We start from the raw sequence: 23,685 nt of genomic DNA on the forward strand, positions 1-23,685 counted from the left end.
CACCGACGAAGGGATCTTGATGAGCACCGTCGACCGCAACCAGCCGCTCGGCACCCCGACCTGGATCGACCTCGCCGTGCCGGATCTGGACCGTGCGCAACGCTTCTACCGCGCTGTTCTCGGCTGGACCTTCGACGGCGACCACTGCCTGCTGCGCGAACTCCCCGTCGCCGGCCTCCGCCAAGCAGCCGACCCCCGACCAGCCTGGACGGTCTACTTCGCCACCGACGACTGTGACGTCACCGCGAAAGCCGTCACCGCCGCCGGCGGCAAGCTCCTCGACCAACCCCACGACGACGGAGACCACTCCCGCATCGCCGTCGCGGAAGACCCGACCGGAGCGCGATTCGGAATCTGGCAAGGCCGCAGGCTCCCCGGCGCCCGGCTCGTCAACGAACCCAGCACCCTGCTGCGCAACGACCTCGTCACGCCAGCCCCCAAGCCAGCGCGCGACTTCTACTGCGAGGTCTTCGCCTTCACCCTCGACGGCAACGACGACCTCGCCGGCGTCGACTTCACCTTCCTCCGCCGCCCGGACGGCCACGAAATCGGCGGCATCATCGGCGACCCGTCCGCCACAGCGCCGGCGTGGGGCACGCTGTTCCTCGTCACCGACGCCGACGCGGCGGGCAAACAGGCGGTCGAGCACGGCGGCGAGGTCGTAGAAGCGCAGGACAGCCCGTACGGGCGCATGGTGACCGTCCGCGATCCGTTTGGCGCGGAGTTCGTCCTGGGTTCCTGAACCGGCTCCATCGCCCTGAATCCGGTGCTAGAACAGGACAGGTGGACCTCGAAACCCTCCCCGGCGCGACCCTGCACCCAGCGACCTCCGACGACGCGGCCGAGCTGATGGTGCTCCAGCGGTGTTGCTGGGTCCAGGAAGCCCTGCTCAACAACACCCTGGAGCATCCCGCGCTGACCGAAGACCTGACTGAGGTCCGCGAGGCCATCAACACCTGGCACAGCTGGGTCGTCCGGCAGGGACACCGGCTCGTCGGCGCGGTCCGCGCCCGCACGGTCGAGGACAACGGCTGGGAGATCGGCCGCCTGATGGTCGCGCCGGATCTGGCGGGGCGCGGCCTCGGACGGGTCCTTCTCGAGCACGCCGAGCGCCACGCCCCGCCGGAGACGAAGCAGTTCGTCCTCTTCACCGGCGCGTCCAGCGAACGCAACATCGCCCTCTACGAACGGGCCGGGTACCGCCGCACGCCGATGCCGTTCGAAGCGACCGGCGTCTTGCAGCTCGCGGTCTACCTGGTCAAAGCTGCCTGACGAAGGCTCACAGCTCGTCGAAGACCAGCACGGTGTGCGTCGAGAGCACGTCCGGCATGGACTGCAGCCGTTCGAACACCAAGTCCCGCAGGCTGTCCGCGTCGCGGGTCCGCACGAACAGGATCAGGTCGTTGTCCCCGGACACCAGGCCGCCGTGTTCGATTTCCGGGATGTGCTTGAGCTCCGCGCTGACCGTGCGCCACGAGTTCTGCGTGACCTTCAGGTACACGTACGCGGCCAGCCCCTGCCCCATCCGGCGCGGATCGGTCACGGCCGCATACCCCGTGATCACGCCCTCGCGGTGCAGCCGCTCCACGCGCGTGTAGCAACCGGCCCGCGAAATGTGCGCGCGTTCGGCCAGCGCGCGCATCGAGGCGCGGCCGTCTTTCTTCAGCTCGGCGATCAGTTTCAGGTCGACCTCGTCGAGCGCCGCTGCCATTTGTCCACCCGGCTGGGACATCCGCGCCACCTCCCAAGCCAATCGTCCAATCAGTACTCCATAACCCGGCCATCATTCCACACTTGCCGCGCAAGTCTGGATCCTTGATCGCCCGACAGCGAGTATCAGGGCCTACTCGTCTTTGTCGATGGGAGCTGTCGGTGACCACCACGGAACGCACTGCCGCGTCCTACTTCCTGCCCAGCGACGAGCCGCTCGGCCTCGTGACCGCCGACGGCGCGCCGACGCCCGACCCGGCGCTCGCGATGCCCGCGGACGACGTCCTCCTCCGCCTCTACCGCGGCATGGTTTCCGGACGCCGCTTCGACACCCAGGCCACCGCGCTCACCAAGCAGGGCCGGCTCGCGGTGTACCCGTCGGCGCGCGGGCAAGAGGCCGCCGAGATCGGTTCGATCCTCGCGCTTCGCCCGCAGGACTGGCTTTTCCCCACCTACCGCGACTCGATGGCCGTCGTCGCGCGCGGCGTCGATCCGGTCGAGGTGCTCACGCTGCTGCGCGGCGACTGGCACTGCGGCTACGACCCGTACCGCGCCAACGTCGCTCCGCAGTGCACGCCGCTCGCCACCAACACGCTGCACGCGGTCGGCTTCGCGCACGCTGCACGAGTGAAGGGCGAGGACACGGTCTCGCTCGTTCTCGTCGGTGACGGTGCCACCAGTGAAGGCGACACGCACGAAGCGTTGAACTTCGCCGCTGTCTGGAAAGCGCCGGTCGTCTTCCTCGTACAGAACAACGGCTACGCCATCAGCGTCCCGCTCGAGAAGCAGACTGCTGCGCCTTCGCTCGCGTACAAGGGTGTCGGCTACGGCATGCCCTCCGTACTCGTCGACGGCAACGACGCCGCCGCCGTACACGCTGTCGTCGAGCAGGCTGTCGAGCGCGCCGCAGCAGGCGAAGGACCGACGCTCATCGAAGCCATCACCTACCGCATGGAGTCGCACACCAACGCCGACGACGCGACGCGCTACCGCGACAAGGCCGAAGTGGAGCAGTGGCTCACGCGCGACCCGATCAGCCGTCTCAAGCAATACCTCACCGACCGTGGCCTCCTCGACGACAAGACGCAGCAAGAGATCGACGCGCGCGCCGAAGAGGAAGCAGCCGCGTTGCGCGAGCGAATGAACGTCGATACCGAGCTTGACCCGGCGGATCTCTTCCGGCACGTCTACGCCGAGCCGACCGCCGCGTTGCGCCAGCAGGCCGCCGAACTGGCGCACGAGAACACCGAGGACCAGGCATGACCGCCACTCTGGACACGACGCTGTCCCTCGCCGGCGCACTCAACCGCGCCCTCGCCGACGCACTCGCGGAGGATGAGCGCGTGCTCGTCTTCGGCGAGGACGTCGGCACGCTCGGCGGCGTCTTCCGCGTCACCGACGGACTCGCCGCACGTTTCGGCGACGCCCGCGTCTTCGACTCCCCGCTGGCCGAATCCGGCATCGTCGGCACCGCGATCGGGATGGCGATGAACGGCCTGCGCCCGGTGATCGAGATGCAGTTCGACGCCTTCGCCTACCCCGCGTTCGAGCAGATCACCAGCCACCTCGCGAAGCTCCGCAACCGCACCAAGGGCCAGGTCGAACTGCCCGTGGTGATCCGGGTGCCCTACGGCGGCGGCATCGGCGGCGTCGAGCACCACTGCGACTCGTCCGAGGTCTACTACACGCACACGGCCGGACTCCGCGTCGTCACCCCGGCCACGCCGGACGACGCCTACACCCTGCTGCGCGAGGCGATCGACAGCCCGGACCCGGTCATTTTCCTCGAGCCCAAGCGCCGGTATTGGGAAAAGGGAACCGTTGCCCCGCAACGCCGTTCGCCTGGTCTCGACAAAGCGGTAATCCGCCGCGAAGGCAGCGACGTCACCCTCATTTCCTACGGCGGCGCACTCGGCACCACGCTCGAAGCTGCCGAAGCCGCCGCGGAAGAGGGCTACCACGCCGAGGTGATCGACTTGCGCAGCCTCGCGCCATTCGACCTGGAAACGGTCGCCGCGTCCGTGCGCCGCACCGGCCGCGCGGTCGTGGTGCACGAGGCGAGCCGATTCTGCGGCTATGGCGCCGAGGTCGCCGCGCAGTTGTCCGAGCATTGTTTTCATTACCTGGAAGCGCCGGTATTGCGCGTCGCCGGGTTCGACATTCCTTATCCCGCACCGAATCTGGAACAGCACCACCTGCCGGGCGTCGACCGGATCCTGGACGCGATCGAACGCCTCCAGTGGGACGACGCGGCACCGCTCGACGGGGAGAAGTGATGGCCGTCTTCAAGCTGCCCGACCTCGGCGAAGGTCTGACCGAGGCGGAAATCGTCGCGTGGCACGTGGCGGTCGGCGACACCGTGACCGTCGACCAGACCGTCGTGGAGGTCGAGACCGCGAAGGCGAGCGTCGAGGTCCCGGTACCGTTCGCGGGCCGGGTCGCGACGCTGCACGGAGCAGCGGGCGAAGTGCTGACCGTCGGCAGTCCGTTGATCACTGTGGACAGTGCGGCGGACTTCACCGAGCCTGGCGTCGTCACGCCGGAGGGCAGCGGGAATGTCCTGATCGGTTATGGCACCAGCCAAACCGGCACCCGGCGCGCGAGGCGACCGCGCGGAAGCAAGGCACCAGCTTCAGCGCCAGCCGCAGCGCCAAAGTCCACTTCGGACCGAATCCGCGTAGTGTCCCCGCTAGTCCGCCGCATCGCCCGCGAGTCCGGAGTGGACCTTCACGCGCTCAACGGCACAGGCACCGACGGCATCGTGAGCCGCGCGGACGTAGAACGCGCGATCGCCGCCACAGAGATCCCAGCGACCCCGGCGGCAACCCCTGACGAGCAACGAATCCCCTTGCGCGGCCTACGCAAGACCGTCGCCGACAAACTCGCCCGCTCCCGCCGCGAGATCCCCGAGGCGACCGTCTGGGTGGATGTCGACGCGACCGAACTGCTGCGGCTGCGCACCGCGCTCAACAGCGATCCGCACGCCCCGAAGCTCAGCCTGCTCGCGCTCATCGCCCGGTTCGCCGTCGCGGGCCTGCGCCGTTTCCCCGAGCTGAACGCGCATCTGGAAGGCGACGAGATCGTCATCCCGTCCGCCGTCCACTTGGGATTCGCCGCGCAGACCGACCGCGGCCTCGTCGTTCCGGTGGTCCAGGACGCGCACCAGCACACCCTGGAGGACCTGTCCGCCGCACTCGCCGACCGCACCGAACAAGCCCGCTCGGGACGGCTCGCCCCGGCCGACCTCACCGGCGGCACGTTCACCGTGAACAACTACGGCGTGTTCGGAGTGGACGGTTCGGCCGCCATCATCAACTACCCGGAGGTCGCGATCCTGGGCGTCGGCCGGATCATCGACCGGCCGTGGATTGTGGACGGTCAGGTCACCGCCAGGAAGATCACCGAGCTGACGCTGGCGTTCGACCACCGAGTCTGCGACGGCGGCACCGCGGGCGGATTCCTGCGCTTCGTCGCCGACTGCGTGGAAAACCCCGTGCGGCTGCTGCGCACTCTGTGACGACGGTCAGGCTGGCAACTCTGCCAGCCTTTCCGTTTTCGCCCACACATTCCGCTTCAAGACGATCCGGAACACGGCTCGCCACGTCGCCAGCACACCCAGCAACAGGAACGCCGGATAACACAGCCCGGCCAGCAACGCGCGGTGCGGCGGTTCGTCGCGCAACCGGACAAAGTAGACGATCGCCCACATGATCCCGGGCAGCAGCAGCGCGGCCAGCCACAACGCCACCGCCTGTGCCAGATTCCCGGTCTCCGCGACCAAACCGCCGAACGAGTTCCCGGTCAGCAATGCCACCGGCACGATCACCAGCAACGCCGCCGCGAGCAACGACAGCGGAACTGTCAGCCAAGGCACCACGAGATAGACCAGGAAGTCGAACAACCCAGTCCCGGCAATGAACCGCGAGGTCGCGAGACTGCGCAAATGCCGTGAGCACTGAAGGTTTCCCTGTGCCCACCGAGTCCGCTGACGCAGCAGCCGACGCGTGTCCTCCAGCCCTTGCTGAGTCACCCAAGCCCGCTGCGTGTACCGGATCCGCACTCCGGCCAGATGCAGCCGCAGGCCCAGTTCAAGATCCTCGACCAGGCAGTCGCTCCACGGCGACGGTCCGAACTTCCGCAGCACCGACAGTCGCGTGAACTGTCCGTTGCCGCCCATCCCGACACTGCCGAGAACATCCCGCAACGACTGCGAAGCATCCGCGATAGCGCCGAACTCCACATCCTGCAGCAACGCCAGCAGCCGGTGTCTATTGTGGATTCGCACCCGGCACTGCACCGCGCCGACACCGCGGCTCCGCAACATCGCCGCTACTTCCGTGAGCAGCCCGGCACTGCCGCGCCCGTCACCGTCAATGATGCCCACGACTGTCTGCGAGACGGTGCCTTCCCGCTCGGCAATGGCGTCGATGTACTGGTAACCCGCGTTGAGCGCCTCGCCTTTGCCCCGCCGCGCCTGCGGCAAGTCGCGGCGCAGAACATGCAGCCGTTCGTCGGCAATGCCCGCGACGATTTCCGGCGTGCCGTCGTCGGATCCGTCATCGATGACCAGCACTCGCACCGGCGTTTCGGGAGTGCCCAGCCGCAACGCATTCCGCACCGTGTTGGCGATGACGCGTTCTTCGTTCAGTGCCGGAATGACAATCCAGAACAGCAACGGCCTGGACGAGCGTTCCGAAGCAGGCCGAGGCGCCCGCCAGGAGAAGGCCGCCAGCACCAGGTTGTGCACCGGCCACCAGCACAGCAGCAGCACGAACCACCACGGCTGCGTCATGCCGCGTGCCGACCCCGAGAACCGTTGGTACGCAGCCGAACCGAGCGGACCGTGAACGCCATCGCGATCAAACCGACCGCGGTCAAGACGAACCACAGCACCCCGTGGAACGGCGCGACACCGATCGCGGCAGCGGACACGACCGCGGGAGCGACCCGGGTGACAGACATTTCTTTTCCTTCCAGAAGAAACTCAGGCGGCAACGGCAGCAGGAGACACGAAGCGATAGCCGAGCCCCTCGATGCCCTCGACCACCTTCCGAAGGTCGTCGATGCCGAGAAACGGGTGATAGTAGAAACTGACGACGCTGTCGGTCACCACGCGATGGGTTTTCGCGTCGGCCAGGATGTCGTCGGCAGTGCGCGCGGCGTGCTGGTTGAACTTGGCCGGAGCGACGTTGCCGACGTTCTCCGGCACCACGACGGTCCCGTAGACGTCGCGGACCGGATACGGGAAGAACTGGCCGTATACCTCGCGATAGGACACATCCGTCAGTCCGCATTGGCCGCCGTCGCACTGCCCGGCGTAGTAACTGCCCCGGTCGTACCGCATCGGGAAGATCCGGCCCGCCTCCTGATAGTCCACTGCGGACCCGCCGTAATGCGGAAACTCGAACGCGTCCGGCCGCAGCAGTCCGACCCGGTCGAACTCGGCGAGCCCGGTCGCGATGCGACTGCGGAACCACTCCGGCGAGTCTTCCGGAACCGGGCCGCTGAGCCGCACATTGTCCTTGTGGTCAACGGTCGCGCGATAGAACTCGTAGTCGGCAGCGCTGGTTCCCGAGTACGGATTGTCCGTCTCGCCGTACTGATGGCTGTAGCCGTGCATCACCAAGGTCCCGCCCCGTGCGACGGCGTCTCGCAGTGCCGCGACGAGTTCCGGGCTGTCCACCAGCCTCGCGAACGTCGGCTTGCCGCCATTCGCTTCCCCGCGCGGATCCGCGTAGTACGGATACACCGCCAACGAGAACGGCACGCCGCGCCCGCTGAGATAGTCGGTGATCGCCCGGACTTCGGCAGGAGGCGTCCGCGGACCGATGTCCTCGATCCGCACGAGCGCACGCCGACGTTCCGGAGCGTCCGGCGCGAGCACGCCGAGCAGGATGTCCGCGGCCGCCAAATAGCGGTCACCCGCGCCGACGTACGAATACGGCACTTCGGCGAGGTAAGTGAATGATCCACTGTGGACCGCCCACGGCGACGTCACGCCGTCAGCGGACTTCGCCCGCGCCAGCACCTTCGCCTTCGCCTTCGCAGAGGTCACCCGTACTCCCACGACGTCGATACCCGCGTTGGGATCACGCCGCAGCTCAGTATCCCGATAGGACACCGTCGTGACCTTGTCCTCCCGGAACGGAGCCCACGTCCAGCCCCACTTTCCAGCGAGCGTCGGCGAGTGGTCGAACAGCTGCCAAATGTTGCTGCCGATCCACACCACCGGCAACCGAGTCCGGCTCACGTCGTCCAGGAACGCGGGCGGCAGCTGCGCGTCGTAGACCGTCCCGACGTAGACGACCGTCTGGTATTCGTTCAGCTCGCCGCTTCGATAGTCGGCGGCGGGCAGCATTCGCCAAGCGGTGGAACGGGAAACCAGGTTCGCCGTCTGGATCGCGTTGGCCTGTGCCTCCTCGGCGACCTGAGTCGCAGGAGGACTCGGCCGCAACCGTCGCCCGTCATCGAACAGCACCAACGTACGCCGATCATCACGACCGCCAGGACCGGCCAGGCCGATTTTCGGTTGCCGCAGAATCGGTTCAATCGGCGAAGCCGCTTCCGAACCGGAGCCGTCGTCCGAGACCACCACGACGATCCCGCCGACCAAGCTGACCACCGCGACGACAATGATCCCGAGCCGCAACCACGCCGGGAACCGTTGCTTCACTGCACAACCCCGACCAGCTCCGGAACGAACGGCTCCGGCGCTTCAGCGGCCAGACCGAGCAACCAGGCCACGGCTTGCTCGGTGCGCTCAGCCGCTCGGCCGTCACCGAACGGATTGGTGCGCGCGTTCATCGCGGCCCGCTGCACCGGATCGGTCAACAGCTTCGACGCAGTGTCCACAATGAGCTCAGCATCCGTGCCGACGAGCATCGCACAACCAGCGTGGACGGCTTCCATCCGTTCCGTCGTGTCCCGCAGGACCAGCACCGGCACCTTGAACGTCGGCGCTTCCTCTTGAATCCCACCGGAATCGGACAGCACGAGCGAACTCGCCGCGATCGCCGCCGCAGTCTGCTCATACGGCAGCGCCGGGGTAAGCACCACGCGCGGGTTCTCGGCGAGCGCCGAAGCGACCGCCTCCTGCACCGCCGGATTCGGGTGCATCGGCAGCAACACGCGAACGTCCGGATGGCGCGCGAGCAGAGTGTCCACAGCGGACAGAATGCGAGTCAGCGGCTCGCCCCAAGACTCCCGGCGATGCGCAGTCACCAGAACCAATCGGCACTCGCCGCGCGTCGCTGATTCGACCACGTCGGCGACCGCGCTGTCGGCAAAGGACACTCCTCGATCGGTCACCCGGGAAATCGCGTCCACCACAGTGTTTCCGGTGACCAAAACGACGCTGTCGTCGACACTCTCGGCACGCAGGTTCTGCGCGGCCGTCGGCGTCGGAGCCAGGTGCAAGGTCGCGGACTGCGTGACCAGCCGCCGATTCAGCTCTTCGGGGAACGGCGACCGCAAGTCGAACGAGCGCAGCCCGGCTTCCAGGTGCACCACGGGAATCTTGCGCCAGAACGCGACCAGCGCACCGGCCACAGTGGACGTCGTGTCGCCCTGCACGAGCACCGCGGCGGGCGGACGCTGCGCGGCGAGCGCGTCGAGACCGGTGACGAGCTGCGAGAACAACTCCGGCTGACCACCGTCGACCCGGTGCAGGGTGAGCCGCAGGTCCGGGGTCAGCGAGAACGCCGCGAGCACCTGGTCGACCAGTTCCGGATGCTGCCCGGTCGCGACGAGCACCGGCGCAAGCCGTCCGGATCGGCGCATCTCCTGCACGACCGGCGCCATTTTGATCGCCTCCGGCCGGGTTCCGGCAATCAGCCAGACCACCGGTGCGTCACCCCGGGTCATCACGGAACTCCATTTCAGCGAGAGCGGAAGCGACCCGGGAAAAAGTCCCTGGACCGCGCTGACCACGCTAACTACGACATCCGGAATCAACCTCACCCTCGCGGGTCAAACTCACCGTCAGTAGTCGTCGTCACAAGCCGTCAGGAAGACACCAAGCCGATGTCAACCTTGGTTTTAAGCGGCTGCTTACTTACCTGAACCCGGATACACCAGGCACGCCAAGCACACTCAGTAATCGTGCTGGATCGGTTAAGTCACCGGTCGCGGAAAAGAGCACCCGAAACCTCGGATGCCCTTTTCCCTTCCCCGGTCAAACCGACGGTATGGCCGCCCGCGATCCTGCTCACATAGTGGTCCAGACCACCAGGTCAGTGTTTCCCGGGAACGTATTCGCCGGGCACCATCCGCGTCGTGACGGCGAACCGGTTCCACGCGTTGATCACCGTGATCGTCGCGATCAGCTGAGCCAGCTCGGCCTCCTCGAAGTGCTCGGCCGCGCGAGCGAAGACGTCGTCGGGCACGAAGCCGTCAGTGAGCACGGTGACCGCTTCGGTCAGCTCGAACGCGGCGACCTCCTTCGCCGTGTAGAAGTGCTTCGACTCCTGCCACGCCGGGAGCTGGATGATGCGCTCGGTCGATTCGCCGGCGGCCAACGCGTCCTTCGAGTGCATGTCGATGCAGAAGGCGCAGTGGTTGAGCTGCGACGCGCGGAGCAGCACCAGCTGCCGCAGCGTGGGGTCGAGGCCGTGGCGGGTCGCGGCGTCGAGACGGATCATCGCCTTGTATGCCTCGGGTGCGAGTTCCGCCATCTTGAGGCGGGGCGGTTCCACCGGAAGTCGTTCTGCTGTGGTCATGGTTTCGACTCTACGAGCGATTGGCACTCTGTTATGGTCCATTTCCGTGCGCGCGGAGTGGGCCAGTTCGCTGAGTGAAGACCTCCACCTCGACCTGCGCGGGCCTCGCCTGCGCGACGGCCTGATGGAGGCCCTGCGCGACGCCATCCGCACCGGACGCCTCGCTCCAGGCGCGAAACTGCCGTCCAGCCGCACGCTCGGCGCGGATCTCGGCATCGCCCGGAACACCGTGGCGCAAGCGTATGCGGAACTCGTCGCCGAAGGCTGGCTCACCGCGCGCCAAGGCGCCGCAACCCGGGTTGCCCCGCGCGCCGAGACCGCGCCCGCACCGTCCGTGCCGAAGCCCGCGTCGCGACACCGGATCGTGCACGATCTACGCCCCGGCCAGCCGGACCTGTCCGCCTTCCCCCGCGCAGACTGGCTTAAGGCCGCGCGCCGCGCCCTGGCTGTCGCGCCCGACGACGCGTTCGGCTACGGCGGTCCGTACGGCCGCCCGGAGCTGCGCGAAGCCCTGGCCGAGTACCTCGCCCGTACACGCGGCGTACGCGCGCACCCGGACCAAATCATGATCTGCACGGGTACGTCGCACAGTCTCATCGTTCTCGCCGAAGCACTGAAGCAGCGCGAAACGCCAGCGGTCGCCGTAGAGGCGTACGGCCTGCAGGTGCACCGCGCGCATCTCGCCAAGGTCGGCCTGGACACCCCGCAGCTTCCGGTGGACGGCGACGGCGCGATGGTCGAACGCCTCAACGACCTGCCCGACGTCGGCGCGGTACTGCTGACGCCGTCGCACCAGTTCCCCACCGGCGTCGCGCTGCATCCGGACCGCCGCGCCGCGGTCGTGGACTGGGCTCGCCGGACCGGCGGCCTGGTGCTGGAGGACGACTACGACGGCGAGTTCCGCTACGACCGCAGCCCGGTCGGCGCGATGCAGGGACTCGACCCGGAGCACGTGATTTACCTTGGCACCAGCAGCAAAGCGCTCGCCCCTGGCCTGCGGCTGGGCTGGATGGTGCTGCCGCCGCGGATCGCCAGGCTCGCCGCCGAGATCAAGGGCGAGCGCGACCCGCACTCCGGCGTGCTCGACCAGCTCACCATGGCCGAATTCATCACTTCGGGCAGCTACGACCGGCACATCCGCGCGATGCGGCTGCATTACCGCCGCCGGCGCGACCAGCTCGTCGCGGCGCTGGCCGAGCACGCGCCGAACACGCGGGTGACCGGGCTGTCCGCTGGCTTGCAGGTGCTCGTGGACGTCCCCTCCGGCGAGGAAGACGCGGTGGTGCAGGGGTCCGCGTGGCAGGGGCTGGCCATGCACGGAATCGCCGCGTTCCGGCATCCCGACGCGCCCGCGGACCGCGACGCGCTGGTGATCGGCTTCAGCACTCCGTCGGCGAGCGCGTGGTCAGGCGCGCTCGCCGCGTTGTGCCGGGTGTTGCCCTAGCCGCCTCACTCGACGCCGAGCATCACCTCGGTCGACTTCACCAGCGCGGTCACCGGCTTGCCGACCTCGAGTTCGAGCTCCTCGGCGGCGTCCTTGGTGATCGAGGCGACGACGGACTGCCCGCCGTCGAGCTGAACCGTGACCACGGTCATGACCGCACCGGGCTGGACCGCGGAAACGGTGCCGGTGAGCTGGTTGCGAGTGGACAGACGCATGGCTTGGACTCCTTCGAACCGAACAGAACACGGCCACCGTAAAGGGAAATCCCCGCGTTCGCCGCCGGGTGCCGCGGCGGGCGGGAGCACATGCGGACGCAGTCACTCCGCTGTGTCCGCACCTGCTGCCCGCGAACCAAGCGCGGTGCCGATTCCGCGTTTTTCGCAGGTTTGCCGCGCGGGAGAGCGGGTAGCCGAACCGCGAGGGACGAGAAAGGGAGGACCCACAGTGAACGACAAAGCCGAGAACAAGGCCGAAGAACTTAAGGGTCGCGCCAAGGAAGCCGTCGGCAACGCCACGGACAACGAGCAGTGGCAGGCCGAAGGCAAGGCCGAGCAGGGCAAGAGCAACCTCAAGCAGGCCGCCGAGAAGGTAAAGGACGCGTTCAAGAGCACCAAGGACTGACCGGACGCGCGTCGCCGAGAAGCCCGGGGCACCTCGCCCTGGGCTTCTTCTTCGCCATTAAACTTGCGTGACGCGCAAACATTGCGCGGCACGCAAGTACCGCGCTATGGTGGTCTCATGACCGAGCGCCCGAACCTGCGAGACCGCCGCCGCCAAGAGACCCGGGTCGACATCTCCTGGGCGGCAGTCCGGCTCACAGTCGAGCACGGCCTGTCGAACGTGACCATCGAGGAAATCGCCCGCGCGGCGGGAGTTTCCCCGCGCACCGTCAACAATTACTTCTCCAGCAAAGCCGAAGCGATCGTCGCGCGGCACCAGGACCGGGCTCGCGGGATCGCCGATCACCTCCGGGCGCGCCCGGCGGCGGAACCGCTGTGGACCGCCCTGCGGGAAGCCTCGCTGGCACAGCTCGACGACGATCGCGGCACCGCTCCCGGCGGCACCGGAGGTCCACAGTGGACAGCCGGAGTCCGGGTCATGATCGCGGAACCCGCGTTGGCGGGCGAATTCCTCAAAGCCAACGTCGCGGCCGAAGAATCACTGGCCGAGGCGATCGCGGAACGCCTCGGCGCGGACGTCCACGACCTCCGCGTCCAGCTCATCGCCACCACCGCGGGCGGCGTGCTGCGCGCAGTCATCCAGGAGTGGCTGCGCACCGACCCGCCCGCGGAGCTGTCCACCATCGTGCACCAGGCGTTCGACACCCTCGCCGAGGTGCTTCCCTGATCCCGCAAGGAGATCCCCATGTCCGCCGTCGTCATCGCGGGCGCCGGGCCGAACGGCCTGATGCTCGCCGCCGAACTCTGCCTTGCCGGAGTCCGCCCCATCGTCCTGGAGCGGCTCGCCGAACCCGACGGGGTGCGCCGTGCCAACGGTCTCGTCGGCCAGGTCGTGCCGTTGCTGCACCGGCGCGGGCTGTTCGAGAAACTCACTGGCACGCCGGAACCCATTCCGGCTCCGCGGTTCGTCTTCGGCGCTTTCCCGATCGAATTCGCCGACCTGCCGCGAAACCCGATGTATCTCCTGCCGAAGCCGCAGCACGAACTTGAGCAGACCCTGATCGAGCACGTCCGAGGGCTTGGCACCGAACTCCGCCGCGGCCACGAAATCACCGGCTTCGCCCAAGACGAGAACTCGGTCGCCGTGCGGGTGCAAGGACCGGACGGGCCGTACGAAATCGCCGCCGACTACCTCGTCGGCGCGGACGGCGGACGCAGCACCGTGCGCAAGCTCGCCGGGATCGATTTCCCCGGCGTCACCTGGGACGAATCGGTGTCCCGCAGCGCGAATGTCCGGCTCCCGCGGTCATTAGTCGACCCCGCGACCGGCGGGCTGAAGCTGGAGACCGGCGTCCTCCCGCCGTTCCTGCACCACCGGACGGAAACCGGGGTGTTCGTGTTCGCGCCGTTCGACCCGGCCAACCCGGCCGTGTCGACCAGCGAACAAGGCGGCGCGGCGGATTTCGCCGAGGACGATCCGCTGACCATGGAGGAACTGCGCGCGAGCGTGCGGCGGATACTCGGCGTCGACCTGCCGCTCGAACCCCCGTCCGGCCCCGGCCCGTTCCTGCTGCGCAGGCTGACCGGCGGCAACACCAGGATCGCCGAGACCTACCGGCGAGGCCGGGTGCTGCTGGTCGGCGACGCGGCCCACGTGCACTCCTCGATCGGCGGGCCGGGGCTGAACCTCGGCCTGCAGGACGCGGCGAACCTCGGGTGGAAGCTCGCCGCGGAGGTTCAGGGCTGGGCTCCGCCGGGGCTGCTCGACAGCTACGAGGCCGAACGCCGTCCGGTGAGCGAGCGCGTCGTGATGCACACCCAGGCGCAGAGCGCGCTCGTCGCGCCCGGGCCGGAAGTCACCGCGCTGCGCGACTTCTTCACCGAACTGCTGTCCTATCCGGACGCCCGGCAGCACGTCGCCGACCTGATGTCCGGGGCCGACATCCACTACGGCGCCGACCCGAGCACCGGCCGCTGGGCACCCGACCTGCCGCTCACCGACCCAGGTCCGCTCACCGCCGCTTACCAAGCCGCGCGCCCAGTACTGCTCGACCTGACCCTCGACGCCGCACTCGCGGACGTGGCCGCGCCCTGGCACGACCGCGTAACCACCGTGTCCACCACCGCAACAGGCGACGCACCCACCGCGCTGCTCATCCGCCCGGACGGTTACGTCGCCTGGTCCGCCACCGACGCCGAACCAGACGTCGAGGCGCTCCAAGCCGCTCTTACGCAGTGGTTCGGCGCACCGGTCAGGTCAGCCGTGTCGTCGCCACGTTGATGAGCGCCCCGGCCGGCAGCGTGCCGTCCGGGGCCACCAGCGACCGGGACGCCACCTTGAACGCGGTCCGCAACCCCATCAGCTGCGTCTCGTCGAGGGCGTCGACCTGGTAGTAGGTGTCGTGGCAGGTCTGCCAGACCGAGTCCGGCGGGCCGGACAGGTCCACCAGCAGCTGGTGCCATTCGACCGACGCGAACCCGGCCGGGCCGAGCAGCGCGTCGAGGCCTTCGCGGGTGCGGCTGCGCGGGTCGCCGGAGGTCGGGATCTGGCGATCCTCGGCGACCACCGCGAAGAGCGGCCGGGCGACCTTGAGGAACACCTCCAGTGCGTCGGTCCCGCCGCCGCCGACGCCGATCACGAAGGCGCCGCCGGGCCGCAGCACGCGGGCAGTCTCGGCGATCACCTTCTCGACGTCGGACATGAGCATCAACGCCATGTGCGACACGACCGCGTCGTAGCTGTCGTCCTCGAACGGCAGCTCCTGCGCGCGGCCTGGCCGCAGGTCCGCGTCGGCGAGCCCGGCCCGGCCGCGCGCGACGTCCAGCTGCTTGGCGGAAAGGTCGATGCCAGCGAGCTTTCCGGTGCCGCGCCCGGCGAGCACGGCCAGCAGCGCGCCGTCCCCGCAGCCGAGGTCGAGCACGCTGCCCGGCTGGCCCACGTGGTCGGCGAACGCCTCGTACACCGAGCGGCCGCCGACGCGGCCCCGATCGGCCAGTTCGGACGCGGCTGCCGGGTTCCGGTCGTGATAGTCGCGCAGGAACTCTTCGGCGGGCGTCATCATGCCCGTGACGGTAGCGCGAACGGTCACTTCAGCAGCTCGGTTTTGGCCAGGTTGACGCAAAGCCCCGCCGGAAGCCGTCCGTCCGCGGTGCGCAGCGGCTCGGTTTCGGCGAGGAACGCCGAGCGCAGCCGGGACAGCTGAGCGTCGTCGAGGGTGTCGGTCGAGTAATACGATTCACAGCACAACGTCCACACCTCGTCCGGTGCGGCGGTCAGGTCGATCTCGTACGGCTCCCAGGAAACCGGCGCGAATCCGGCCGGAGCGAGCACCTCGTCGATCCCCTCGCGACGCGACGTGCGCCGCTCGGCGGTGTACGTCGCCCGTCGTTCCTCCGGCACCTCCCGGAACAACGGCCGAGCCAATTCCAGGAACACGGGAGTCGCGCCGGTCGACTCGGGACCGCCGACGACCACCGCGAACTTCCCGCGCGGAGCCAGCACCCTCGCGACCTCGGCGGCGACCTCCTCGGGGTTGTCCATGAGCATGAAAGCCATGTGCGACACGACCGCGTCGAAGCTGTCGTCCTCGAACGGCAGCTCCTGCGCCCGCCCGTGCCGCAGCTCCGCCCCGGCCAGCTCGGGCCGCCGCCGGGCAAGCGCGAGCTGACCCGGAGAAAGATCAACGCCAGCAAGACTTTCCGCGCCGCCGCGGGCGAAAACGGCCAGCAGCGCACCGTCGCCGCAGCCGAGGTCGAGCACCCGGCGCGCGGGCGCGACCCGATCGGCCAGCACCTCGTAGCTCGTCCGGCCGTCCCCGGTCACCCGGCCGGACTCGATCAGCACGGACATCGCGTCCGGTTTGCGATCGTGGTACTCACGCAGGTAATTCTCCGCGGCGGAGGTCATGCCCCGACGGTAGCGAATTCCTGGTACCCCTGTGGCATGGACGAAGCAGCTCTGCTCGGCATCGACGTCGGCACGACCGCGGTGAAAGTCGCGGCGTTCGCGCCGGACGGCCGGGGACTCGCGGCGCATTCGGTGCCCTACCCGATCGTGCGGCCGCGTCCCGGCTGGGCCGAACAGGACCCGGAAGACTGGTGGCGCGCAACGGAAACCGCGCTGCACACCGTCCTTTCCGGACTTCCCGCCGGTTCGGTGCGCGCGGCCGGAGTCGTCAGCCAGGTCAACACCCATCTTCTCGTCGATCACGACCTGCGGCCGCTCGCCCCGGCAGTGATCTGGCAGGACCAGCGCTGCGCGGAGATCGCCGCGGAACTCGACGCACGCTTCACCGACGACGACAAAAAACGCATCTGGGGCGGGCCGATCGTGCTAGATGCGTCGTTCGCGGGTGCGCGGGCCGCGTGGTTCGCGCGCGAACAACCGGAGCTGTGGTCCCGCGCGCGATGGATGATGAGCCCCAAGGACTTCATCGGCGCCCGCCTCACCGGCCGGGTCGCGACCGACCTGCTGTCGGGCGTGCGCATCGCGGGCGCGTCCGGCTACCTGCCCGAAGCGGTGGCCCTGGTGGACGGACTCGGCGACCGCCTGCCGGAACTGCTCGCTCCCGAGGAACCCCTTGGGCACGCTGCCGTACTGGGCGACGCACCGGTTGTCGTCGGAACCATGGACGCGTTCGGCGCGGTTTTCGGCACCCGCACCACAGAACCGGGCCGGGCGATGGTGACCTGCGGGACGTCGTTGGTAGTCGCGGCCGCCTCGCATCGGAACGAATCGGTCCGCGGCCTGGTCACCTTCCCGCCACGCGGCGACGTCGTCGTGCACGCCGGACCGACACAAGCCGCGGGCGACGCAGTGCGCTGGTGGAGCCGAGTGTCCGGACTGGCTGTGCCGGACGTGTTCGCGTCCGCCGCGGAAGGCCAGCCCGGCGTGGTTTTCTTGCCGCACCTGCAAGGCGAACGCGCACCGCTGTGGGATCCGGACCTGCGCGGCAGTTTCCTCGGACTGACCTCGTCCACAAGCACCGCGGACCTGTCCCGAGCCGTACTGACCGGGGTCGCGTTCTCCGCGCGGCACGTGCTGGAAACCGTCGAGGAAGCCTGCGGCGAACCCCTCCCGTCGGTGACGTTCTCCGGCGGCGGCGCACGCAGCGACCTGTGGACCCAACTCCACGCCGACGTCCTGTCCCGCCCCATCGAACGCCTCCGCGTGCACGACAGCGCCGCACTCGGAGCCGCCCTGCTCGGCGCAGTCGGCGCGAACCGGTACCCGGACGTCGAAACCGCCGCGGCCGCGACCGTCGCCGTTGAGCGAACCTTCACCCCGGAGACGGACCTGACCGGCCTGTACGAGGCGTATCGCGCGGCGCACGAAGGGCTCGCGAGAGTGCACGAACGGCTAGCGCGATGGTGATCTAATGGCCAGCATGGAAACCCTCCGCTACGGCAGCGAGCCCAGCCAGTTCGTCGAACTCCACGGGACTCCGGGCGGGCGGGGCACCGCCGTCCTGCTGCACGGCGGATGGTGGCGCGCCCGGCACGACCTGCACCAGCTCGACCCGATGGCGGCCGACCTCGTGGCTGCGGGCTGGTACGTGGCGAACGTCGAGTACCGGCGCATCGACGGCGACACCGGCGGCTGGCCGCAAACCCTGGACGACGTGCTCGCCGCGATCGCCGCCGTCGAACGCCCCGCCGCGCTGCCGACTGTCGCGATCGGACACTCCGCGGGCGGACACCTGGCCCTGCTGGCCGGCGGCGCGCTCTCCGGCGTCGTCGCGCTGGCCCCCATCACCGACGTCCCCCGCGCGCGAGCCGAGGAGTTGGGCGAAGGCGCCGCCGGACTGTTCCTGACCGGCAACGACCCCGCGGCCTCGCCTATCCGGCAGGTCCCGATCGGCTGCCCGCAACTGGTCGTCCAAGGCGACGCCGACGTCCGGGTCCCGGTCGCGCACAGCCGCGACTACGTGGCCGCGGCGAAGGTGGCTGGCGACGACGTGGACTACGTCGAACTCCCCGGCGTCGACCACTTCCGCCTGATCGACCCGGCCGACGAGCCGTGGCAGCCCGTCCGCGAATGGCTCGACCGGCGGTTCAGCTGACGTCCGCCTCCACAAACCGGTGCCCGGCCGTGTTCTCGATGACCACTGCCGCCACCTGAGCCGGGTCGACGACCGCCGTGCCGTAGAGATAGGCACCATCCCGCGCCGCCCGCTCCGACACCATCCAGCCGCCCGCGACCTGGCGCTGGCCGTCCTTGCTGAGGACTACGAGCAGGCATTTCTGCCCAGCCGGAATGCCGGTCACCGAGCCGTCCACGCGCACCCACCCGGTCTCCGGGACGATGCTCGCGGTGAGCCGGGTCTGCCCGCTCGCGTCCGCACCGGAAATGACCTTCGTGCCAGGAACCACGCTGGTCGACGAAGGCGGCGGCTGCGTAGTCGGCAGCGCCACCGCAGGCCCAGACCAGTTGCGTCCCACCAGCACCCCGACGCTCACCGCGACCGCGGCCACCACGACCGCCGCGACGACCGCCATCGAGCGCCCCCGCCCAGCCTGCGCGCGCGACTCCGCGCGAACCCGGTCGACGGTCCGCCGCATCACCAGGTCCGCACCCACCGGCGGCCCCTCCAGCAACGCCTCCGGCGGCAATTCGCCGAGGAAACTCTGCACCTCGCGCAGAGACGCGGCCTCGGCCCGGCAGCGCTCGCAGCCGTCGAGATGCGCCTCGACGTCGCGCTGCTCGCCCGAGGCGAGCTGACCGGACAGGTATCCCGCCAGGTCGACGTGTTCGTCGGCAGTGTTCATCCGGCCACTCCTTCCGCTCGCCGGAACTCGTCCCGCAACGCCCGCAACCCGTAATACGAGCGGGACTTCACCGTGCCCGGAGGAATCCCGAGCCGCTCAGCCGCTTCGGCGACGCTCCGCCCCTGCAGATACATCTGCTCGAGCACCTCGCGATGCTCCGGAGACAGCCCGTCCAGCGCGGCGAGCACCACCATCGAGTCGACGACCTGATCCGCGTGATCCCGCTCGACCGGCCCGCTAGCCGGAGACTCGGCCACCTCCTGCGGCCGCGCCTCCTTGGCCCGGAACCGGTCGATCACGAGGTTCCGCACCACAGTCAGCAACCAGCCGCGCACCGACCCGCGCCCGTTGACCAGACTGTCCGGACTGCGCCACGCACGGACGAGCGCCTCCTGCACCACATCCTCCGCCGCCGCGCGATCGCCGAGCAGCCGGGTGGCGTAGGCGAGCATCGCGCGGCCGTGCTCCTCGAAAAGCGCGCGGACCAGCGCCTCGTCCGCAACCGCCCGCCGATGACGAGCCCTGAACCCGGCCATGCCCCGATCATCCTCCCGACCGAGGCCGATTGTCGCGCGCTGGCGCTGTGTTGCTTCCTACCCGGTGGCGGTCCTTTTCTGGTGGTGTTCGCTTCTTTTTGTTTCTTCGGTGCTGGGCGCTGCTTCGCTCGCAGCATGGCTTCGCGGCCGCCTGATCAACACGGCTTCCCATCTCCGCGCCTACCGCTCTGGGCACCGCGTCGCACCGAGCGCCCTCGGTGCCGCTTCCCCGATCAGTGCAGCTCCCCGGCCTGGCCCCGCTCCCGCCCCGACGTCTTCCCGCGCTGAGCGCCGCTTCCCCGATCGATACCCGCCCACCCGCGTGGTTCCGCCGACACGATCGGGGAACGCACCGCCTGCGGGCCCCGGACCTGGGCTAAGTTCGAAATTGATCCAGCCGGAAGGCTTGCTCACCAGGTCGGCGCACGCCGGTGCCGTGCACTGGGATCACCGTCCCGGCCGCCCGACCGCCCTGGAGCCGCCGGGAGCGCTGCGCACACCGCCCTCCCGGCGGCTCCGGGGCACCCTGGGCCGTTTCGCTCCCGGCCATCCGGTGTCGACGGGACGCCGGTGGCGAGTGGCGACGACTCTCACCGACGCCACGCTGTCGCACCTTCGCGGCCGAAGCGGTGCTGCAACGTCCAAGGATGTTCGGCACTCGCAGCCATCACCCTGGTCAACGCCTCGCGGCGGTCGCGGCGGTCGCGGCGGTCGCGGCGGTCAACGCCTCGCGGCGGAGCATACTTCCGCAGAAGCAGGCCTGTCATCGCACAGAATCTCCGGCGGCGGGAGGCCGCGACCAGCCATCACGTCAGCAGACATCCGCCGAACTGGCACCCCGCCTCGCACAATGCGTTGGCCGGGAGCGAACGGACGGTCCCTCCGGCACGACGGCTCGACACGAATCGCGGGCCACCGAGTCCGTTGCTTCCGACCTCGCCGCGCAAGCACCCCACTATCCACAAAGGACTCAAGCGGCAGCCGCACCGAGGTCGGTCAGCACCACCGGGCTCGCCGGAGCTCCCCTGCGGCGGGCGATTCTCACCAGGCCCCTGCGGCGCAGGCGGTCCATCGCCTGCGTTTCCCACAGCGGCACCCGCCCGCCGACCGACCACAGGTAGCATTCCGCGGCCCCGGCGAATCCGTTGTGGACCACCACCAGCCCGCGCCGGACGTCGTCCAGTGCGTGTACGTCCTCCTCGACGAGCACCATGACCGGCTCCCTCCGTCCCCATCATGGTGAATCGTCCGGGACCGTCAGCACATCCGGGAATCCACCTCAGGGGTCCCCTGGGGAAATGGGGTCGCCCTCGCCTCGACGACCTGGCAGGATCTGACCTCGTGCGGCCGCAGACGATCGCGTGCGACGAATCCGGTTCGGAGGGCGTGAATCTGATCGGCGCGAACACCGCGGTATTCGCGCACGCCGCCGTCCGGCTGGAACCCGCGGACGCCGCTGAATGCGTTGCGCGGCTGCGGGAACTCATCGGTTCCCCCGCCCTCGAGTACAAAGCCAACCACCTCCTGCGCGCCAAAAACCGCGCCGCTCTGGAGTGGCTGCTCACCGAACCCCTCGCCGACGTCGCCAGCGTGCTGCTCGTCGACAAGGCGTTGTTCCTCGCGGGCAAAATCGTCGACCTGCTCGTTGACCAGACCCCTTACCCGGAATGCCTGCGACACCGTCCGGACGTCCGCGCCCGTGCCCTGCACCGAGACGGTCCGCGGCTCCACGGCCCTCGCCGCTGGACCGAATTCCTGCGCTCGTTCACCGGACTGTTGCGCACCTCGAACCGCCGCCTCCCCGCGACCAGTCCCGACGAATTCTTCGCCCAGACGGACGTCCTCGGCGATCTGGTCGCGGCCCGCCCGCATGTGACCGCCCTACGCGACGAACTCCTCGCCACCCCGGGCCTCGTCCCGCCGCTCGATCCGTTGATGCCCGCCCTCGCCGACACGATCGCGTTCTGGCGGCCGGAAAACGTCATCCATGACGAGCAGCCGTCCCTCACCCAGGCGCGGCTTGCCCAACTGCTCGATCCGGCGCCGCGATGGCAGTTCGTCGACTCGAAGTCCGAACCGCGGGTCCAGATCGCCGATTTCCTGGCCGGAGTCGCCCGGCGGCTGACCGAGGAAACCCTGCACGGCGACGGGGACGCGGAGCTGGTCAAGCTGCTGCGGCCGTATGTGCTTCCGGCGTCGGTCTGGATCGGGGATCCGGCGGACTAGTCACACGCCGCACTCCCGGCCGCTGATTCAGCGAATCCCGGCTGGCTTACAAAATGCACCCCCGCGAAGGGGTCACAGATCCCGCGGGTTGACGACGTGCACGGCGGCCTCCTCGGCCGATGCCGCGCCGCCGTCGATCCCGATGTCCGAGGCATACAGCTCAGCCTCGGTGTCGGGGCCGAAGCCTGCGTTGGAGGCGACCAGACGGCCCGCGCGGAAGTCGCCGACCTCGTCGTCGACCAGTTCGCCATCGGTGTCGTCAGTATCGCCGAGGCCGTCGCCTTCGGTGGCCCGGATCTCCGGGAGTTCGCGGGCCAGCCGGCCTGCCCAGCTTTCCCCGGTGGCTTCTTCGGCGGCGGTGGTGCCCCAGTCGCGGGTCGCGAGCGGACGTTCCGGAGGCGAATACCCCTCGTCGTACGGGTCGCTGTCCTCCAAGGTGTCTTCGGGATCCAGCACGCCGGTGTCGGCGTTGTCTTCGATGTCGTCGTCCACTGCTCCTCCTTCCGCGTGCCCAGGTTACTGCCGCCCGCTAGCCTGTGCGCTCACGCCGGGTGGAGGAACGATGACTCAGTGGAGCGGTCCCACGCTGATCGCCGTGTTCGCCGGATTCGGGCTGGCGTTCGTTTTGGTGGTGCCGTACGTGGCGGTCAGCTATCGCAAACGCGGCGAGCTCGGGCTGCTGCGCGCGATCGCCGCGCCGGCCTTCCTCGTGTACTGCTTCGCGCTGGTCACCTACACGCTGCTGCCGCTGCCTGACGTCAACGCGGCGTACTGCGCGGCGCACGAATCGCTGCGGCATCCGGTGTGGAATCCGCTTCAGTTCCTCGAAGACATGAAGCAGTTCAACACCGGACTGCTGGATAATCCAGCGCTGCGGCAGGTGTTGTTCAACGTCGCGTTCTTCGTGCCGTGGGGCGTGTTCCTGCGGCGGTTGTTCGGGCGGAGCATCGGGTTCGCGATCGTCAGCGGGTTCTTCGTGTCGCTCGCCATCGAGACGACCCAGCTGACCGGCGTGTGGTTCCTGATGGAGTGCCCCTACCGGCTGTTCGACACCGGCGACCTGCTGTCGAACACCGTCGGCGCGGGGATCGGCGCGCTTCTCGCTCCTGTGCTGCGCCGTTCCGGACGGCTGCGTCCGGCCGACGAACCGCGTCCGGTCCTCGCCCGGCGGCGGCTGCTGGGCATGGTGCTCGATCTGATCTCGGTCACGCTGGTGGGCGTCGTGCTGAGCATGATCGCGCTCGCGGTGCAGTACGTCACGAAGGGGACGCTGCAGAACAACACGCTGATCGACGACGTCCTTGGCCGGTGGGTGCCCACTGGGGTTCTGCTGCTGATCGTGCCGCTGATGGGCAACGGCGCGACGCCTGGTCAGCGCGCGGTCATGCTGACTGTGGTGCGCGCGGACGGACGGCCGCCGTCGGTGCTGCAGTCGATCCTCCGGTTCCTGATCGGTTCGGGCGGTTATTTCATTCTGGTCGGCTTGGACTCCGGGTGGACGTCGCTGTGGCTGCTGGCGCATCTGGTGTTCATGGTCTTCACTCGGGGACATCGGGGCCTGACCGGGCTGGTGTGCCGGTTGTCCGTCGTCGACACGCGAGCCGCGGTCCGGGAGCCGGTTGCCCCGCCAGGGTGATGTCGTTTTTTCGCGAGGTTTCGTGCGT

At 69.0% G+C, this 23,685-nt stretch carries 26 protein-coding genes; 13 read left to right on the forward strand and 13 right to left on the reverse strand.

Features of this window, described 5'->3' with window-relative positions; genetic code table 11:
- Positions 1-19: 19 nt before the first annotated feature.
- The gene (locus tag ACFORO_RS46260; RefSeq protein WP_377875642.1) at positions 20-742 is read left to right on the forward strand and encodes a VOC family protein; all 723 of its coding nucleotides are present in this window, start codon (positions 20-22) and stop codon (positions 740-742) included.
- Positions 743-783: 41 nt separating this feature from the next.
- Positions 784-1,272, forward strand: a complete 489-nt coding sequence (locus ACFORO_RS46265) for a GNAT family N-acetyltransferase (RefSeq protein ID WP_354735169.1) — start codon at positions 784-786, stop codon at positions 1,270-1,272.
- 7 nt (positions 1,273-1,279) lie between these two features.
- Here ACFORO_RS46265 and ACFORO_RS46270 read toward each other — a convergent pair whose 3' ends face one another.
- Complete coding sequence (locus ACFORO_RS46270) at positions 1,280-1,711, reverse strand: Lrp/AsnC family transcriptional regulator (protein ID WP_037363909.1); 432 nt, start codon at positions 1,709-1,711, stop codon at positions 1,280-1,282.
- A gap of 161 nt (positions 1,712-1,872) precedes the next feature.
- Here ACFORO_RS46270 and pdhA point away from each other — a divergent pair, with 161 nt between their 5' ends.
- Genes pdhA through ACFORO_RS46285 form a run of 3 tightly spaced genes read left to right on the forward strand, consistent with a single transcriptional unit; the run spans position 1,873 to position 5,227 of the window.
- Positions 1,873-2,973 carry a pyruvate dehydrogenase (acetyl-transferring) E1 component subunit alpha gene (gene pdhA / locus ACFORO_RS46275; RefSeq protein ID WP_377875645.1) on the forward strand — a complete coding sequence of 367 codons (1,101 nt, stop codon included), beginning with the start codon at positions 1,873-1,875 and terminating at the stop codon, positions 2,971-2,973.
- Positions 2,970-3,986 carry an alpha-ketoacid dehydrogenase subunit beta gene (locus ACFORO_RS46280; RefSeq protein ID WP_377875647.1) on the forward strand — a complete coding sequence of 339 codons (1,017 nt, stop codon included), beginning with the start codon at positions 2,970-2,972 and terminating at the stop codon, positions 3,984-3,986. Before pdhA ends, ACFORO_RS46280 begins: the two co-directional genes overlap by 4 nt.
- Positions 3,986-5,227 carry a dihydrolipoamide acetyltransferase family protein gene (locus ACFORO_RS46285; RefSeq protein WP_377875649.1) on the forward strand — a complete coding sequence of 414 codons (1,242 nt, stop codon included), beginning with the start codon at positions 3,986-3,988 and terminating at the stop codon, positions 5,225-5,227. The genes ACFORO_RS46280 and ACFORO_RS46285 overlap by 1 nt, the downstream gene beginning before the upstream one ends.
- 6 nt (positions 5,228-5,233) lie before the next feature.
- Here ACFORO_RS46285 and ACFORO_RS46290 read toward each other — a convergent pair whose 3' ends face one another.
- From ACFORO_RS46290 to ACFORO_RS46310, 5 genes are all read right to left on the reverse strand, one after another.
- Positions 5,234-6,502: a glycosyltransferase family 2 protein gene (locus tag ACFORO_RS46290; RefSeq protein ID WP_377875651.1), complete on the reverse strand. Its 1,269-nt coding sequence runs from the start codon at positions 6,500-6,502 to the stop codon at positions 5,234-5,236.
- Positions 6,499-6,672 (reverse strand): hypothetical protein, encoded by a 174-nt coding sequence (locus ACFORO_RS46295; protein ID WP_377875653.1) that lies wholly within the window; start codon positions 6,670-6,672, stop codon positions 6,499-6,501. Before ACFORO_RS46295 ends, ACFORO_RS46290 begins: the two co-directional genes overlap by 4 nt.
- 22 nt (positions 6,673-6,694) lie before the next feature.
- The gene (locus ACFORO_RS46300) at positions 6,695-8,383 is read right to left on the reverse strand and encodes a DUF2334 domain-containing protein (protein WP_377875655.1); all 1,689 of its coding nucleotides are present in this window, start codon (positions 8,381-8,383) and stop codon (positions 6,695-6,697) included.
- A complete protein-coding gene (gene wecB / locus ACFORO_RS46305; RefSeq protein WP_377875657.1) occupies positions 8,380-9,573 on the reverse strand; it encodes a non-hydrolyzing UDP-N-acetylglucosamine 2-epimerase in 1,194 nt (397 codons plus the stop codon). The genes ACFORO_RS46300 and wecB overlap by 4 nt, the downstream gene beginning before the upstream one ends.
- Positions 9,574-9,941: 368 nt before the next feature.
- On the reverse strand, positions 9,942-10,427 hold the full coding sequence (locus ACFORO_RS46310) for a carboxymuconolactone decarboxylase family protein (RefSeq protein WP_377875659.1): 486 nt from the start codon (positions 10,425-10,427) through the stop codon (positions 9,942-9,944).
- A gap of 46 nt (positions 10,428-10,473) precedes the next feature.
- On the opposite strand from ACFORO_RS46310, the gene pdxR reads away from it, so the two are divergent.
- Positions 10,474-11,871 (forward strand): MocR-like pyridoxine biosynthesis transcription factor PdxR, encoded by a 1,398-nt coding sequence (pdxR, locus tag ACFORO_RS46315; RefSeq protein ID WP_377875661.1) that lies wholly within the window; start codon positions 10,474-10,476, stop codon positions 11,869-11,871.
- A gap of 5 nt (positions 11,872-11,876) precedes the next feature.
- Here pdxR and ACFORO_RS46320 read toward each other — a convergent pair whose 3' ends face one another.
- On the reverse strand, positions 11,877-12,086 hold the full coding sequence (locus tag ACFORO_RS46320; RefSeq protein WP_067580482.1) for a TOBE domain-containing protein: 210 nt from the start codon (positions 12,084-12,086) through the stop codon (positions 11,877-11,879).
- A gap of 229 nt (positions 12,087-12,315) precedes the next feature.
- Here ACFORO_RS46320 and ACFORO_RS46325 point away from each other — a divergent pair, with 229 nt between their 5' ends.
- The 3 genes from ACFORO_RS46325 to ACFORO_RS46335 all read left to right on the forward strand — a co-directional run bounded on the left by ACFORO_RS46325 (position 12,316) and on the right by ACFORO_RS46335 (position 14,772).
- On the forward strand, positions 12,316-12,492 hold the full coding sequence (locus tag ACFORO_RS46325) for a CsbD family protein (protein WP_354735180.1): 177 nt from the start codon (positions 12,316-12,318) through the stop codon (positions 12,490-12,492).
- A gap of 117 nt (positions 12,493-12,609) precedes the next feature.
- Positions 12,610-13,218 (forward strand): acyl-CoA-like ligand-binding transcription factor, encoded by a 609-nt coding sequence (locus tag ACFORO_RS46330; protein WP_354735181.1) that lies wholly within the window; start codon positions 12,610-12,612, stop codon positions 13,216-13,218.
- 18 nt (positions 13,219-13,236) lie between these two features.
- Positions 13,237-14,772 (forward strand): FAD-dependent monooxygenase, encoded by a 1,536-nt coding sequence (locus ACFORO_RS46335; RefSeq protein WP_377875666.1) that lies wholly within the window; start codon positions 13,237-13,239, stop codon positions 14,770-14,772.
- Here ACFORO_RS46335 and ACFORO_RS46340 read toward each other — a convergent pair.
- Both ACFORO_RS46340 and ACFORO_RS46345 read right to left on the reverse strand, forming a co-directional pair.
- Complete coding sequence (locus ACFORO_RS46340; RefSeq protein WP_377875668.1) at positions 14,744-15,553, reverse strand: class I SAM-dependent methyltransferase; 810 nt, start codon at positions 15,551-15,553, stop codon at positions 14,744-14,746. The genes ACFORO_RS46335 and ACFORO_RS46340 overlap by 29 nt on opposite strands.
- Positions 15,554-15,576: 23 nt before the next feature.
- Entirely contained in the window at positions 15,577-16,398 is an 822-nt protein-coding gene (locus ACFORO_RS46345) for a class I SAM-dependent methyltransferase (RefSeq protein WP_377875670.1), read from the reverse strand.
- 36 nt (positions 16,399-16,434) lie between these two features.
- Here ACFORO_RS46345 and ACFORO_RS46350 point away from each other — a divergent pair, with 36 nt between their 5' ends.
- Both ACFORO_RS46350 and ACFORO_RS46355 read left to right on the forward strand, forming a co-directional pair.
- Positions 16,435-17,865: a xylulokinase gene (locus ACFORO_RS46350; RefSeq protein WP_377875672.1), complete on the forward strand. Its 1,431-nt coding sequence runs from the start codon at positions 16,435-16,437 to the stop codon at positions 17,863-17,865.
- A gap of 4 nt (positions 17,866-17,869) precedes the next feature.
- Entirely contained in the window at positions 17,870-18,553 is a 684-nt protein-coding gene (locus tag ACFORO_RS46355) for an alpha/beta hydrolase family protein (RefSeq protein ID WP_377896782.1), read from the forward strand.
- Here ACFORO_RS46355 and ACFORO_RS46360 read toward each other — a convergent pair.
- The 3 genes from ACFORO_RS46360 to ACFORO_RS46370 all read right to left on the reverse strand — a co-directional run bounded on the left by ACFORO_RS46360 (position 18,546) and on the right by ACFORO_RS46370 (position 21,008).
- Entirely contained in the window at positions 18,546-19,259 is a 714-nt protein-coding gene (locus ACFORO_RS46360; RefSeq protein ID WP_377875676.1) for an anti-sigma factor family protein, read from the reverse strand. The two genes, ACFORO_RS46355 and ACFORO_RS46360, sit on opposite strands and share 8 nt — an antisense overlap.
- A complete protein-coding gene (locus ACFORO_RS46365; protein WP_377875678.1) occupies positions 19,256-19,795 on the reverse strand; it encodes a sigma-70 family RNA polymerase sigma factor in 540 nt (179 codons plus the stop codon). The genes ACFORO_RS46360 and ACFORO_RS46365 overlap by 4 nt, the downstream gene beginning before the upstream one ends.
- 970 nt (positions 19,796-20,765) lie before the next feature.
- Positions 20,766-21,008 carry a hypothetical protein gene (locus tag ACFORO_RS46370; RefSeq protein ID WP_354735189.1) on the reverse strand — a complete coding sequence of 81 codons (243 nt, stop codon included), beginning with the start codon at positions 21,006-21,008 and terminating at the stop codon, positions 20,766-20,768.
- 128 nt (positions 21,009-21,136) lie between these two features.
- Between ACFORO_RS46370 and ACFORO_RS46375 the strand changes: the two genes are divergently transcribed.
- Positions 21,137-22,021 (forward strand): DUF3800 domain-containing protein, encoded by an 885-nt coding sequence (locus ACFORO_RS46375; RefSeq protein WP_377875681.1) that lies wholly within the window; start codon positions 21,137-21,139, stop codon positions 22,019-22,021.
- A 72-nt stretch (positions 22,022-22,093) separates the two neighbouring features.
- Here the strand turns inward: ACFORO_RS46375 and ACFORO_RS46380 are convergent, their stop codons facing one another.
- Positions 22,094-22,513, reverse strand: a complete 420-nt coding sequence (locus tag ACFORO_RS46380) for a DUF5709 domain-containing protein (protein WP_377875683.1) — start codon at positions 22,511-22,513, stop codon at positions 22,094-22,096.
- Positions 22,514-22,583: 70 nt separating this feature from the next.
- Here ACFORO_RS46380 and ACFORO_RS46385 point away from each other — a divergent pair, with 70 nt between their 5' ends.
- Positions 22,584-23,657 (forward strand): VanZ family protein, encoded by a 1,074-nt coding sequence (locus tag ACFORO_RS46385; protein ID WP_377875685.1) that lies wholly within the window; start codon positions 22,584-22,586, stop codon positions 23,655-23,657.
- Positions 23,658-23,685 lie beyond the last annotated feature (28 nt).

This window comes from Amycolatopsis halotolerans (assembly GCF_042647905.1).
GTDB lineage: Bacteria > Actinomycetota > Actinomycetes > Mycobacteriales > Pseudonocardiaceae > Amycolatopsis > Amycolatopsis halotolerans.

Excerpts from the sequence above, each read along its gene's own strand:
- ACFORO_RS46260 (WP_377875642.1), top strand. The coding sequence starts at position 20 with ATGAGCACCGTCGACCGCAACCAGCCGCTCGGCACCCCGACCTGGATC.
- ACFORO_RS46270 (WP_037363909.1), bottom strand. The coding sequence starts at position 1,711 with ATGGCAGCGGCGCTCGACGAGGTCGACCTGAAACTGATCGCCGAGCTG.
- ACFORO_RS46280 (WP_377875647.1), top strand. The coding sequence starts at position 2,970 with ATGACCGCCACTCTGGACACGACGCTGTCCCTCGCCGGCGCACTCAAC.
- ACFORO_RS46285 (WP_377875649.1), top strand. The coding sequence starts at position 3,986 with ATGGCCGTCTTCAAGCTGCCCGACCTCGGCGAAGGTCTGACCGAGGCG.
- ACFORO_RS46290 (WP_377875651.1), bottom strand. The coding sequence starts at position 6,502 with ATGACGCAGCCGTGGTGGTTCGTGCTGCTGCTGTGCTGGTGGCCGGTG.
- ACFORO_RS46295 (WP_377875653.1), bottom strand. The coding sequence starts at position 6,672 with ATGTCTGTCACCCGGGTCGCTCCCGCGGTCGTGTCCGCTGCCGCGATC.
- wecB (WP_377875657.1), bottom strand. The coding sequence starts at position 9,573 with ATGACCCGGGGTGACGCACCGGTGGTCTGGCTGATTGCCGGAACCCGG.
- ACFORO_RS46310 (WP_377875659.1), bottom strand. The coding sequence starts at position 10,427 with ATGACCACAGCAGAACGACTTCCGGTGGAACCGCCCCGCCTCAAGATG.
- ACFORO_RS46320 (WP_067580482.1), bottom strand. The coding sequence starts at position 12,086 with ATGCGTCTGTCCACTCGCAACCAGCTCACCGGCACCGTTTCCGCGGTC.
- ACFORO_RS46330 (WP_354735181.1), top strand. The coding sequence starts at position 12,610 with ATGACCGAGCGCCCGAACCTGCGAGACCGCCGCCGCCAAGAGACCCGG.
- ACFORO_RS46335 (WP_377875666.1), top strand. The coding sequence starts at position 13,237 with ATGTCCGCCGTCGTCATCGCGGGCGCCGGGCCGAACGGCCTGATGCTC.
- ACFORO_RS46340 (WP_377875668.1), bottom strand. The coding sequence starts at position 15,553 with ATGATGACGCCCGCCGAAGAGTTCCTGCGCGACTATCACGACCGGAAC.
- ACFORO_RS46345 (WP_377875670.1), bottom strand. The coding sequence starts at position 16,398 with ATGACCTCCGCCGCGGAGAATTACCTGCGTGAGTACCACGATCGCAAA.
- ACFORO_RS46350 (WP_377875672.1), top strand. The coding sequence starts at position 16,435 with ATGGACGAAGCAGCTCTGCTCGGCATCGACGTCGGCACGACCGCGGTG.
- ACFORO_RS46355 (WP_377896782.1), top strand. The coding sequence starts at position 17,870 with ATGGCCAGCATGGAAACCCTCCGCTACGGCAGCGAGCCCAGCCAGTTC.
- ACFORO_RS46360 (WP_377875676.1), bottom strand. The coding sequence starts at position 19,259 with ATGAACACTGCCGACGAACACGTCGACCTGGCGGGATACCTGTCCGGT.
- ACFORO_RS46365 (WP_377875678.1), bottom strand. The coding sequence starts at position 19,795 with ATGGCCGGGTTCAGGGCTCGTCATCGGCGGGCGGTTGCGGACGAGGCG.
- ACFORO_RS46370 (WP_354735189.1), bottom strand. The coding sequence starts at position 21,008 with ATGGTGCTCGTCGAGGAGGACGTACACGCACTGGACGACGTCCGGCGC.
- ACFORO_RS46385 (WP_377875685.1), top strand. The coding sequence starts at position 22,584 with ATGACTCAGTGGAGCGGTCCCACGCTGATCGCCGTGTTCGCCGGATTC.